The 13,241-nt window shown below is 41.9% G+C and carries 6 protein-coding genes; all 6 read right to left on the bottom strand.

The window, feature by feature from the left end:
* Positions 1–40 precede the first annotated feature (40 nt).
* The 6 genes from DCO56_RS25185 to DCO56_RS25160 all read right to left on the bottom strand — a co-directional run bounded on the left by DCO56_RS25185 (position 41) and on the right by DCO56_RS25160 (position 13,188).
* Entirely contained in the window at positions 41–3,151 is a 3,111-nt protein-coding gene (locus DCO56_RS25185) for a SusC/RagA family TonB-linked outer membrane protein (protein WP_108636463.1), read from the bottom strand.
* Positions 3,152–3,413: 262 nt separating this feature from the next.
* Complete coding sequence (locus DCO56_RS25180; protein ID WP_108636462.1) at positions 3,414–4,139, bottom strand: LytR/AlgR family response regulator transcription factor; 726 nt, start codon at positions 4,137–4,139, stop codon at positions 3,414–3,416.
* A 75-nt stretch (positions 4,140–4,214) separates the two neighbouring features.
* Positions 4,215–5,534, bottom strand: a complete 1,320-nt coding sequence (locus tag DCO56_RS25175) for a RagB/SusD family nutrient uptake outer membrane protein (RefSeq protein WP_108636461.1) — start codon at positions 5,532–5,534, stop codon at positions 4,215–4,217.
* A 20-nt stretch (positions 5,535–5,554) separates the two neighbouring features.
* Positions 5,555–8,893 (bottom strand): SusC/RagA family TonB-linked outer membrane protein, encoded by a 3,339-nt coding sequence (locus tag DCO56_RS25170; RefSeq protein WP_108636460.1) that lies wholly within the window; start codon positions 8,891–8,893, stop codon positions 5,555–5,557.
* 34 nt (positions 8,894–8,927) lie between these two features.
* A complete protein-coding gene (locus DCO56_RS25165; RefSeq protein WP_108636459.1) occupies positions 8,928–11,531 on the bottom strand; it encodes a zinc-dependent metalloprotease in 2,604 nt (867 codons plus the stop codon).
* A 310-nt stretch (positions 11,532–11,841) separates the two neighbouring features.
* Positions 11,842–13,188 carry a sensor histidine kinase gene (locus DCO56_RS25160; RefSeq protein ID WP_108636458.1) on the bottom strand — a complete coding sequence of 449 codons (1,347 nt, stop codon included), beginning with the start codon at positions 13,186–13,188 and terminating at the stop codon, positions 11,842–11,844.
* Positions 13,189–13,241: the final 53 nt, after the last annotated feature.

The raw sequence follows: 13,241 nt of genomic DNA, 5'->3' as shown, positions 1-13,241 counted from the left end.
ATTCTCATTTGATTTTCTTAACATTAACAATCCAATTGTTTTAAAAAGCGAGTTGGAGGCCACCTGAAACGGTACGCATTGCCGGATAGCGGAAATAAGTAGCCCCATTCACAGTTTGCTCCGGATCCATACCTTGATGACCATAAAAAGTCAATAAATTTTCGCCGGTGACAAAAACGCGTAATTTTTCGATACCAATTCTTTTGGTCAATACTGCTGGCAGACTATATCCCAAACTTACATTTTTAAGACGTGCATAGGTACCACTGTATAAAAAACGTGTAGATGCCGATGTCCAGCTCAAGTTGTCTGTTGTCAACTTCGGCACATCTGTCTGTGTATTTTCAGGTGTCCAACGCTCCAATATCTCCTTAGACCAAGCTCTTCCAGGATTGCTACCATTATGCATTACCTGGACATAATCGCTATCCAATACCTTCCCGCCCAAACTGAAACTGACAAATGCAGAAAGATCAAAATTTCTGTAGTTAAAACTGTTTTGAATACCTCCAGTCAAATCCGGTAGGGAACTTGAACCAATAACATTCCCGGCCTTTCCATATTCAGATGTTTTATTTTCGGTTCTCTGGCCATTTTCATCAGCCACATACCATTCCGGTAAGCCTGTTTTTTGATTCACCCCTGCCCATTCAGGAATATAGAAATCATACAAACTTCCACCGACACGCATTAGCTTATTGCCTGTGCTGATCGATTTGTTATTATTAGGTAAAGACGTGATCTTGTTTTTGAAATGAGAAAAATTAACATCAAGATTCCACCTAAAATTATCATTACGTACAGGTATCGTATGGATGTCGACATCTATTCCTGTATTTTGCATTGCCCCTGCATTAGCACTGAATCCACTATAACCGGTAGAAGGCGCCATTGGCATGGTGAACAAAAGATCTTTACTCTTCCGAATATAATATTCGACATTTAGGGCAACTCTATTATTAAAAGCAGAAACATCAAGTCCGATATTCATATTAAGATTGGACTCCCATTGTAGACCCGGCGTCCCCAACCTACTGGTGTATGTCCCTCCCTTACCGTTATTATTGGCAATAGCATAGAGTTCTTGATACTCATAATAAGTAGACAAATTATCGTTCCCCTGCCCACCGTAACTTGCTCTTAAAGTCAGTTGATCCAATATAGTCTTATCTTTCAAAAAGTCTTCCTGTGCTATTTTCCATGAACCACCAACAGACCAAAAGGTCCCCCAGCGGGTATTTTTAGAAAAACGAGCGGAACCGTCTGTCCGCAATGAAGCGGATAAATAATATTTACTATTGTAATTATATTCCGCTCTTCCTAAAAAGCTCAATAACCTATATTCATCACTATACCCGGTAAAATCGTTTAACTGTGAGGCAGCAGCAGGCTCATAAAACCCGGGTAACACAAAGCGATTACGGCTTCCACTGATATTACTGCTATTAAAGGCATAGTATTCCTGCCCACCCAACACATTGATGTAATTCAGTCCGAACTGCTTCTCATAGGTCAATAGATTGTTCCAGGTCTGTGATACAGTACGAACATTTGAACGGGATACAGAACCACCTGTATTCACTCCATCGCCAAGCAATGGGTTAACATAGTCGTGTGTATTCCCATTAATATAATCAACACTATAAGTCGATTTCAATTTAAGATTTTTAGTCAGTAGCGCCTCCAGATAAGCCCTGGCTGAGAGGTTGTCTCTGCGAATATCATTTTTATCCAATGGTAATGAAGCTGCTAGGTTATTTCGTGGAGTAGCACCGCTTGGTCGATATTCGCCAAAATCATACACTTTATTACCGTTGGCATCAAGCACAAAAGAGCCATCCGGGTTCCGTTCATAATACGGATAAAAGGATGGAACAAGTCGCGTAAAATTTATGATATTGGCAGTATTGCTATCTTCGGATTGCGGATATTTTTGTAACGTACTGCTACCACCGATATTTACCCCAACATTTAACCAGGATTTCACTTTGCTATCAAGATTTGCACGTAAATTGTAGCGTTTAAATCCCGATTCAATTGCAATTCCCTGATCATTAAGATACCCTCCAGAAATATAATAGGTACTTTTTGCTCCCCCGCCGCTAAAGCCCAAGTCCGCCTGTGTTCGCACACCTGTACGCTGCAATACATCAGTCCAAGGATCATCCCAGAGGGTTTTTGCGCCCGCCACAAGCTTTCCATCCAACCCGACAGGTTGTGGAAATTGACTGCCATAAGGATTGATATTTAAATCTTCCAATACGAATGCACTCGCATTTTTAGCAGCCTGCTCTGCGGTTCTTCCATTGGACAATTCCTTGTTTCGCACAGCTTCCCAATACAATTGAAAATACTCATCTGTTGTCACTTGATCATAATCTCGAACTGCCCGCGTTGAATATCCCTGTGTGAAATTAAGATTGATCTTGGTATCACTCGAGGCTGTACCAGATTTTGTTGTAATAATGATAACGCCATTTGCTCCACGTGAACCATAAAGTGCGCTGGAAGCGGCATCCTTTAACACCGATATTGATTGAATATCATTTGGATTCAATGAATTTATATCCCCCATATATGGGCTTCCATCCACGACAAACAAAGGTGCGCTGGAAGCATTAATAGATCCTATTCCTCTAATTCGTATACTAGCCCCTGTACCTGGTTGCCCCGAAGATGCCACCGATTGTAAGCCCGGAACCTGTCCTTCTAATGCTTTTGTAATATTCGATACCTGTCTATTCTCAATTGCTTTGCTACTCACCGTACTCACCGACCCCGTGATGTTGGACCGCTTAGATGTACCATAAGCCACTACGACCACCTCTTCCAAATCTGTACTTGACGGCTTCAAAGCCAAAGAGATTGTACTTCCCGTGGCTCTCAGTTGTTGCGATTCGTAGCCTATAAAAGAAAACTCCAGGAACGGGTCATCTTTACCTGTGATATTGATCGTAAACTCCCCGTTAGCGTTGGTCAGCGTCGATTTATTTTGGTCGGATACCCGCACACTTACGCCCGGAAGTACTTGCCCAGTATTGGCATCGGTCACTTTTCCCTGAATGGAACGTTGCTGTGCATACAATTTATTCACACTCGCACTAGACAAAGCTAACGCGACAATAGGAATGTATTTGAATGTTGAGTGCATATGAAGGATAATTAATAAATGAGTTAAGTATAATACTTATATAGAAAATAAATAAATTAATGTAATTATTTTACCAAAAAACAAGACAAAAGTCTGCATATCTAAAAATCTACTAAATTGATAGATTTTACAGGGCGCAAATATAATATAATCTATACTAATTTAATAGACATTTTTTTTAAAAAAAATAAACAAATGAAAATCAACTAATTACAGAACCAACTAATGACAATAAACTGAAAGTAAGCAAGCTAACAAACTGCTATTGATCCAGCCAACGCTGAAAATTTGGAGAACGTTCTTCGCTAACTACAACATCAATCCCCTTTGGAGTTGGGGGAATTAGTTCCAATTTAATTCTATTCCGACTTATTTTCAACATAGACTGAATGGAATCTATACGAATAAGAAATTTCCGATTAATCTGAAAAAAGGCAAAAGGATCTACCTGCGTGACCAAGTGGACCAAGCTGTCTTCAATGATATAGGCTACGCCTGACCCTTTTTCCACCGCATATAGCTCTTTATCTTCGGCCATAAAGTAAGCGATATCGGCAATCGCCAAAGACTTTAAAAAATTACCATACTTTACAAGAAACCGCTGTTTTAAACGAACCTCTGCTTTGGGTAACAGCAGCTCAATACGTTTCATGGTTTGCACAAGTTCGTCCACATCGAAAGGTTTCAACAGATAGGCGTAGCCCTGATGCTGAAAAGCCTCTAATGCATATTGTTCATAGGCTGTCGTAAAAATAAGTGGCACTTCGACCGAAACCTGCTTAAATATTTCAAAACTCAACCCGTCCATCAAATGGATGTCCATAAAGATCAGGTCGAAATGATGTTTATTGATCACCGTCACCGCCTCCTGGATCTCCTTTGCATTGGTAAAAGTCAATGTGCTATCCCCATAAAGGTCTATCAACATCTCCTTTAAGCCTACAAAAGCCCAGTCTTCATCTTCAACAATCAATATATTCCATCCCATGGGTTGAATGTAATAAAAAATCCATTTCCTAAGAAAGAAAATGGATTAATATATAAAGGATTAAAAAAATTGACCTTATTTTAATAGATCTGGATTATTATTGATCGCTTCCTGTGGATAACGGATCACATAACGCGGATCGTTTTGCTGCAAAGTCATTGTTCTCCCAAAACTGCTGTGTGTTATGGTAGGTCTCGTTGTTCGTTTTAAATCATACCAACGTAATCCCTCCAGCGCCAGTTCACGTTTGCGTTCAAGCAACACCGCATCCAGCAATTGGTCTTTCGACAAACCGGCATCAGCTTTAGTTTCTTTGCTATAAGCATCCGCCGTGAATCGGTTTTTCTTCAATGCGGAAAGATATTTTAACGCCTCCGCGGTGTTTCCTAAACGCGCATTGCATTCAGCAATTGTCAGGTAAAGATCCGCATTTCTGAAACTCACATTGAAACGGTTTTCTCCTCCTTTAAGTGAGACATAGTCAGCACCTCTTTTTTGGAAATAGCGTCCTTTTCTTAGATCTCCATCCGAATAAGCCGACAACAAAGAGGGCGAAATAAATGAGCTCGAACGAACTTCGGGAATAGATACTTTCTCCAAGGCCATAATTACCTCTACCGATTCAAAATCGTTGGGCAATAAACTTGCTACCGCATTTAGATCCACCAATTTGTCATTTATCGCCAGCGCTTTCTGAGCGCCTTCCATAGCCGCCTTCCATTCGCCACGGTATAAATGAAGACGTGATGCCATCGCATAAGCCACACGCTTGCTAAATCGGTAATTTGCGCCTTTGGCCTGATCATCTACCGTAAGCAATGCCGTCCCCTTTTCCATATCTGATAACACCAGCGCATACGAGTCACCTATAGTTGCCGGAACAAAACGTTGTTCAAGGTCGATTTTGGTCGATAGTGGAACTCCACGCAAACCGACATTGCTTGCTGAATAGACCTCACTATAGAGATTTAACAGTTCAAAATGTGCGTAAGCACGCATGAGGTAAGCTTCACCTTTAATCTGATCTACCGTCGCATTACTGCTCAATTTTTCATCAATGGTACTGATGATCTGATTGCTGTAAAAAATACTTTTGTAAAAGGCAAGATAGGGATACGCTGTCGTTGCCGGGTCTGGGTTCTGGTCATTCCAGAGATAGATATCTTTGGTCCTAGCTGCATCGGTCGAACTTTCGTCCAGAAGTAATTCGTCTGTACGTAAAGACAAATAAGATTTATGGGCAGGGAAGCTCGTATAGCTACTTGTCATTAAGCCTCTAAAATCACTTTCCGAAGTCGGGATGACAGTACCTACAGGTTGTATATCTAAATATTTATTGCAGGATGTCAATGCGCTTGCGGTCATGATCATTCCAAAATAAATTATTTTCTTCATATTATATTCAATTAAAAGGATTAAAAACTTGCTGAAAGACCAAAGGCAAAGGATTTGCTAATCGGCTGCGCATAATAGCTGCCGTAGGTCTCTGGATCAAAGTACCCTTCGTAATTCGCTCCGAAAACAAATAAGTTGCGTCCTTCTACGTTCACGCGCAAATTGCTTGCGCCAATTTTTTTACTCATGGCAGCCGGCAGTGTATATCCCAAGCGAATACTATTGATACGTACATAGCTCATTTTCTTGGCCCAGATATCATACTGATTAAAGGAGTTGATCGGGTCGTTGCTTTCCAACCAGGCATAGGCCATCCATCGGTCATTTAGCTCAGAACTTATACTTCCCAATGCAGGCAAAGCAGCGTTGCCCTGTAGGGCCGCCAACAGATCCTTCGTATAATTTTGTCCACGATCTACTTTAGCCGGATTATAGGTCGGTGTACGGTTTACCCAACGCTCTAAATTGAATACAGTTGAAATTGCCAGATCAAAATTCGCATAGCGGAAACGGTTGGTCATACCACCTACAAATTTCGGGTCTTTGCTCCCGATGTATTTAAATTTAGCGCGGTAATCTGCTGCGGTCATACTCGTTTGGGAGGTATATCCCGGTAAGAAATCTGCCCAAGGATCATATAATCCGTAAAACTCTTCAAAGCTCGAAACTGATCCATCCTGATTTCTGAACTGCATTACACCATCCTTATCCAATCCCGCTGTTTCAAGTACATACATACCACTGATCGGACGGCCTTCCTGTGTGTCGGGCGCATAGGCTTTGGGATTATTCATGACCTTCAATAATTTATTATTATTGTGGGCAATATTAAAATCCGTAGACCAGGAGAATTTATCCGTCTGGATCTGACGGCTCGAGATCGTCAGTTCTACTCCCTGATTTCGCGCTGAAGCCCAGTTGACCTGCACATCCTGGAAACCATTCTCCATCGGTAAAGCACTATTTGCAATAAGGTCTGTGCTTGTTCTATTGTAGTAATCAACTGTAATATTCAGTCGATTTTTCCATAGACCTAAGTCAATCCCTGCATTGTAAGATTTTGTGCGTTCCCAGCGTAATTTATCATTTGCAGGCATATCAACCACAACTGAGCCTTCCGGATAGCCAGGTAGTATGGTCGAATTGTCATACTTTCCAACGATAAACGGGTAGGTATTACGATCCACATTCCCCTGAATACCATACGAGGCACGCACACGAAGATCGGATAAAGCTGTTTTTCCTTTGATAAAATCCTCCTCCAGTACATTCCAAGATCCGGACAAAGACCAGATTGGCAAGAAACGATATTTTGGATCTACCCCGAACATATTTGAGCCATCATAGCGTATGCTACCATACAGGTTATACTTACGGTCAAAAGTATAGGTTGCATTTCCATAGAAAGAGGCATATGAATTCTCGATAAGTCCTTTTTTATACTGAACAAAACGTTGATCATCTTGATAATTACTATTCGGAAAAACAATATTCTGTGTGGTTAACGTTGCGGGATTATATCCAAAACCTTTGGTCGCGATCATTTTATTTGTACTACGACGAAGTTCTGTTCCGCCCATGAGTTCCAGCTCGTGCTTATCGTTCCATGTTTTAGTATACTTGAGGTACGTTTTCCAGTTGTATTGGAAGATACTGTTACTTGTATTCTCGATCTTACCTCCTGTTGGCAAAAAGTATTTGAACGTTTTCGTTGCTGAATCATAGTACCGTGTCGCAGCGCGCAATTTTCGGGTATTATAGCTTTCCTGATCGGCAAATCTTTCGGTGCTATTTTCATCAAATTGCAAGCCAAATTCGGTACGCAAGGACAATTGGGGAATAATGGTATACTCTAGGTAACCTATCGCCTTCAGTGCCTTATTCGTTAATGCATATTTGGTATTTTCTCGCTCCTCTACGCTATTAAAAGGAACGTAAGTATCTTTTTCATAGCCTTCGATATCCGGATCGTAGTTATATTTACCCGATTGGTCACGTACGGTCAAATACGGATTAACCAAGCGCATATAGCTACTGGGATTGGTAAATGCATCATCGTCCTGGATTGGATTCTGTCTATTTGAAACTGATCCCAATAGATTGATTCCCGCTTTAAAGCGGTCATTGATATTGAAATCATTATTTAGTGTCAATGAATAACGACGGAGGTCAGTTCCTTTTGTAGCTGCTTTCTCATCATAAAATCCACTTGACAAATAGTAACGATGCGCATCATTTCCTCCGGAGATTGATGCTGAATACTGCTGATTCACTGCTTGACGATAGAGTTCTTTCCCCCAGTCTGTCTGCTGCGTACGCAATTGATTGATGGAATGCTGCACTTCTGGTGACAAGGCCGCTAATCCACCGGAGCGATAAGCATCCAGTGCATTTGCTTTGTCCAGGATACGCATCACCGCTCCCTTGCCCGTACGATAATTCAAATCGGTACGGTTAGCCATCAGCAGCTCAAAGTCTACTTTCTCATTGGCATTCATCAAGTTGAGATGACTAAAATCTGGACGTTCCGTCACAAATGTATTCGCTGAGACCTGCAATTTTGCTGGCCCGGGTTTCCCCCTTTTTGTTGTGATCACAATAACCCCGTTAGCAGCTCGGGCGCCGTAGATGGAAGTTGCTGCCGCATCTTTTAATACGGTAATATCTGCAATATCATCTGGATTGATGCCTGCAATCGGAAGATTATTCAGACTATTCAAGTTATCCTTATCAATTCGATTTGGCAATTCTGTCCCTTCTATGGGTAATCCATCGATAACCCACAGCGGGTCCTGTGTACCATTGAGTGATACGGTACCCCGGATACGAATCTGTGGAGCGCTATTAGGCCCACCATTCAGATTACTTAATTGTAAACCTGCGACCTGACCGGCCAACATCTCATCAATAGATGCAACGCCAGTCTGTTTAATATCTGCTACATTGATTTTATTATATGCTGTTGTATTTTTACGTTTTTTGATGTCGGTATACCCTGTTACGATTACTTCATCCAGTGATTCACCACTCGGTTGCAGCAAAATCGTCTTGTGATCCTGAAATACCGGCACTTGAATACGTTGGTACCCCACATAACTAATGGTGACGTATTTTAAATTTCCTGGAACTTTCAGGCGAAATTCTCCCGAAGCATCAGTCAATGAGCCCAATGCAGATTGCTGTACCTGATTAGGTACGCCGATATCTTCCGCTACTGCCGAACTTTCGACAACCACCGTCGCCCCCACGACCGGCTTTAATGTGACCGCATCCAGTACCTTTCCTTTCAGTTCCTTGGATTCCTGTGCATGTGCCATCTGCACACACATAAAGGTCAGCGGTATTAAAAACTTATTCATTTTGGTAGATGTTGATATAATAGATGTTAATATATTAGTTCAATTCTAGGGTATTTGCAATACGCAATTGCAGATCCATATAATGTGCTTTTGTTGTGGCGTCTCCAGTCCGTTGTTTCTGTTTCAACAATTGGTATATCTCATACAATTCAGCACGTTTATACGTCAGCATATCCGATGTACGGATCATTCCCGTTACATGTACATTACGTAAACCTGTCTGCGCAGAAGCTGCATGATGTTGATGTAAACACAGATTAGGCTGAGTTCCTTCGATCAATTGTTCGATACCTGCTAATTTCTTGGCATTTAATTTCTCCATGGACTTATTCGTAGAAACCATCAGTACATCCACGTAATTCTGTTGCAACATGCGTGTTTTAAGATCCAACGCCTGTCCACTGAGCGTTTTTGCAAAAATCTCTTTGCGTACCGATGCCAAAAATGCAGGTGCACTCCATGCCTTCTTGTCGCCAAAGAGGTTCTCCATTTCGACCATACGCAATAGACGCTCATCGTTGACCAATTTGTAGAGCATGGCATATTGAAATTCGCGCTGTAGATTATAAGGTGCATATTCAAACGGTCCCATTGGCGAGTCCCGCAAAGGAAAAGTTTTCGCCATCAGTTCCGGAACAAATAACCACTCCGGCATGTAAAACACATTTTTCTTTAAATATTCCAGCGCAGCTACCTGTTTCTCTTTGGGTACTGGGCTGTAGGCATTTTTTTGGTCGCCCAAAACAGCATTTTCAAGATAAATACCACCAATATTATTGAGCACATGGTCAGCGTAAGCATACCATTGACCAACCACGCCCATGTATAATTTACCTGCACGATAATAGTCATCTCCCGTATTCGTGGTCCAGTGAATGATGTTCGGCATCATGCGACGCAAATTTTTCATCCCATATTCACCGGCTTTCATCGCATCGTCACCCAGATCCTCGGACTGTGCCCTTGGGTCCACAATATTTTTGGAATCTTGTTGTTCACCGTAATGATATATCGGGTCATGTACATGGGCATCAATATCTTTCCGCAGCAAAGGTATTTCATCCCAAGGCTGTGTTTTGCCGTACCAGCGGTAAGCCCATCCAATAGCATATTTGTCATAGGCTCCGATCACGGGTGTAATCTGTTCAACACCATCTTCAGGTTGTGCGACGTAGTTGAAACGCGCATAATCCATGATCGATGGTGCCGTACCGCCCATTTTTGCCGTAAAACTTTTACTACGGAGCGAATCTACTGGAAAACTTGCCGACGACCCCATATTGTGCATCAGTCCCAAGGTATGTCCGATCTCATGTGAAGAAACAAAACGGATGGCATGGGCCATTTTTTCATCCGAGAACACATTCGAGCGCACCGAAGTATCCACGATACCTGTTTGGATCCGCATCCAGCTATTTAGGATCGTCATCACATTATGCCACCAGATCACATCAGCTTCCAGGATTTCACCTGAACGCGGATCCACTACAGATGGCCCCATCGCATTGGCCTGAGCTGATGCCGCATATACAATAGAAGATACATTGGCGTCATCTGGATCAAACTTGACGCTGTCAGGTTGCTGTTTGGCCAAAATCGCATTCTTAAAACCAGCCGCCTCAAATGCCTCCTGCCAGTCATGAACCCCGTCGATGATAGCCTGTCGCCATTGCTTTGGCGTTGCCGGATCCAAATAAAAAACAATAGGCTTTTTCGGCTCTACCAGTTCACCTTTTAGATAACGTGCTTTGTCCTCATCTTTCGGCTCAAGACGCCAGCGATTCACCAGATTTTTTTTATCCAATTCCTGTTGTTTATCGTTAAAATACCAGCGCGGCGATGTAAAGAAGCCAATACGTGGATCTGCAAAACGTGCCACCATCGGGGTTTCAGGCAGTTCATAAAGGTTACTTGTGACTTCCAGTGAAACGGGCACCGATTCATTTCCTTCAGTTACCTTTGTCGACAATACCGACTTGACAACAATATTATTGGGATACGATTTAATTTCCTCGATCGTTGAGATGCTCGTTTTGGGTGAGGTACCTAAGCCCAAAGCGGTAAAAACATCCGTAAAGCTCTTTTCTGATCCATCAAACACTTTATTGACTTTGATCACCACAGCACTTGAGTCTTTCGAATAACTTTCCACCTTGAACGATTCAATGTAAGAAGGGCGATAATTATCGTAGACCGACGCGGCTATCGCATCGTCTTTAGGCACTTCTACCTGCGGTTTAATCTCGGACACCCATACCTCTTTCTTCTCTTTGCGCAGGGTAAACCGAATGACCTTATTTTCATAATTCATTCCCTTATTTACACCAGCCTCGTTCAGCGCCAAGGGAACGGAAGACAATTTTTGGATCAGGAGAATGTCCTGGCCCATTTTTTTCAATGGAATTTCAAAGTAATAATTATTTTCTTTTCGGATCACAGCAAACATGCCGCTATCCACACGCGCGTCTTTAAACAATTTGTCATAGGCAATCGTCGTATCTTTCTTGGCTGTAGAATCTTTCGCAGAGGTAACAGTCTCTTTTTTTCGTAAACCTACAGTTTGCAATACAGAACAAGATTGCATGAGGCCTGCCGAAAATAAGAGGCTTAGGGCTAGCTTGGTATAAGTGTTGTTCATTTAGAATAATTATTTCTGAGTGCTGTTTTTCAATAGCATACATGCATTTGTTACACCCGGTTTGTTTTTCAATGGCATTGAAACCATCAGCTACGCATGATAGGTCTCTTATCAAGCGCTATTGAGCTGAAGATCATTTCATCCGAATAAGATTAGGTTAATCTTGCAATTAAATTCCTAGATCAGGAGCCAAATTTGTTAAAAATATTGTACAGAATCACTTCAAAAGAGACGAGCACGTGTTTCAAACGTATGAACACGGGTGCCAAAACTATGAACACGTATATAGCTGACCTATTTCTGTACTATTTTAATGATCCAACAGGGGTAAATTGACAAAAAAACAGCCCTTTTCTGTTCCATAACCAAAGCCATCCAATGTATAATGGGAATACATAGACGCCAAGTAATTAAGCCCATACCCCTCACCTTCCGTTTCAGTCCCTTGCCGCGGCTGCCAGTTATTGCTTACTTTGATGATATTGGCCTCCGATAGATAAACAATATGGATCTGAAGTGGATTTTCCGTCGAAATCCTTGTATGTTTAATGGCATTTTCCACCAGCATCTGTAAGGTCAACCGCGGTAGCTTCGCCCCCATCATATCCATTGGAATGGAAATCTCCATATCTTTCAAAGCCTTTCCAAAACGTACCTGTTGCAAAAAGAAATAGGCTTTGGCCAGTTCCAGTTCCTCCTGTACCGAAGACCATTCCGAGTCATCGGTGCGCAACATTTTACGATAGACCTTCGTCATTTTACCGACGAATGACTTGGCCAGATCATTATCCTTACCGATCAGATACTGGAGTGAACCAAAGGTATTAAACAAAAAATGAGGATTGATCTGCTGCCGCAATTGAACCAGCCGCATCTGCGTATATTCATTTTCCTGTTGCAGGGCTATTAATTTGAGCTGCTGAGTCTTGCGACGTTCCAGCACATTAAAATAGATAAGTGCTATCGCTACAAGCATCAGACCTACGCCAAGTAAAATACTATAGGTCATCACCCCCTGAACTTCCTCCTCAATCGTCAACAGCAAAGTACTTACCCGAATTTCACCCCCTACAAAAATAATCGAACAGGGGTAGGAAGTAAGCATCACATCCAGCTTTAAGTAATCCGACTTAACGATTTTTCCTTGTGTGATAACATCACTATCTTTCGGACGCCCCCATTTTCGGTTTTCGGGTGAAACAATACAGATCCCTTTATCACTATATATTTCAAAATAAGCCCTTCTTCCAAAATAGCGATTGGCGAAATAAGCATTTAATTTTTCAATATCGATATAGAGATGGTATAAGCGATGCTGTATCGTGCGCGTTTTGAGCAGTATCCATAGCCTATTGTCCACACGGTTCGACGGGCTTGCAGGAATGAGAATAAACAGGGAATCGCGACGAATCTGGGTTGACGGCGTATCCACCAATCTTTTCTCAGACGTGAGCAGTTCTTGTTGTAACAGTTCCAGCTGCTTATTCAGCAGCAACATATTTTCATCGGCAAAGTCTATCAGCACCCTTTTATTCAGTCGATCTATTTTATGATGGATAATACCGAGCAGTCCCCCACCTATCAACAGCAACAAAAGCAAACAGAAAATGAGGATGGTACCACTTTTCTGTTCCGCATTTTTAAATCGAAAATTCACACCGCAAAAATACGGGAAAAATCCCGAGCATTACAAAACCAGCTGATAAGAAA

Origin of the sequence: Sphingobacterium athyrii, assembly GCF_003071065.1 — a bacterium.
Taxonomy (GTDB): domain Bacteria; phylum Bacteroidota; class Bacteroidia; order Sphingobacteriales; family Sphingobacteriaceae; genus Sphingobacterium; species Sphingobacterium athyrii.
The sequence above is the reverse complement of the archived record's forward strand: the minus strand, read 5'-3'. Positions and strand labels throughout refer to the sequence as shown.

Excerpts from the sequence above, each read along its gene's own strand:
- DCO56_RS25185 (WP_108636463.1), bottom strand. The coding sequence starts at position 3,151 with ATGCACTCAACATTCAAATACATTCCTATTGTCGCGTTAGCTTTGTCT.
- DCO56_RS25180 (WP_108636462.1), bottom strand. The coding sequence starts at position 4,139 with ATGGGATGGAATATATTGATTGTTGAAGATGAAGACTGGGCTTTTGTA.
- DCO56_RS25175 (WP_108636461.1), bottom strand. The coding sequence starts at position 5,534 with ATGAAGAAAATAATTTATTTTGGAATGATCATGACCGCAAGCGCATTG.
- DCO56_RS25170 (WP_108636460.1), bottom strand. The coding sequence starts at position 8,893 with ATGAATAAGTTTTTAATACCGCTGACCTTTATGTGTGTGCAGATGGCA.
- DCO56_RS25165 (WP_108636459.1), bottom strand. The coding sequence starts at position 11,531 with ATGAACAACACTTATACCAAGCTAGCCCTAAGCCTCTTATTTTCGGCA.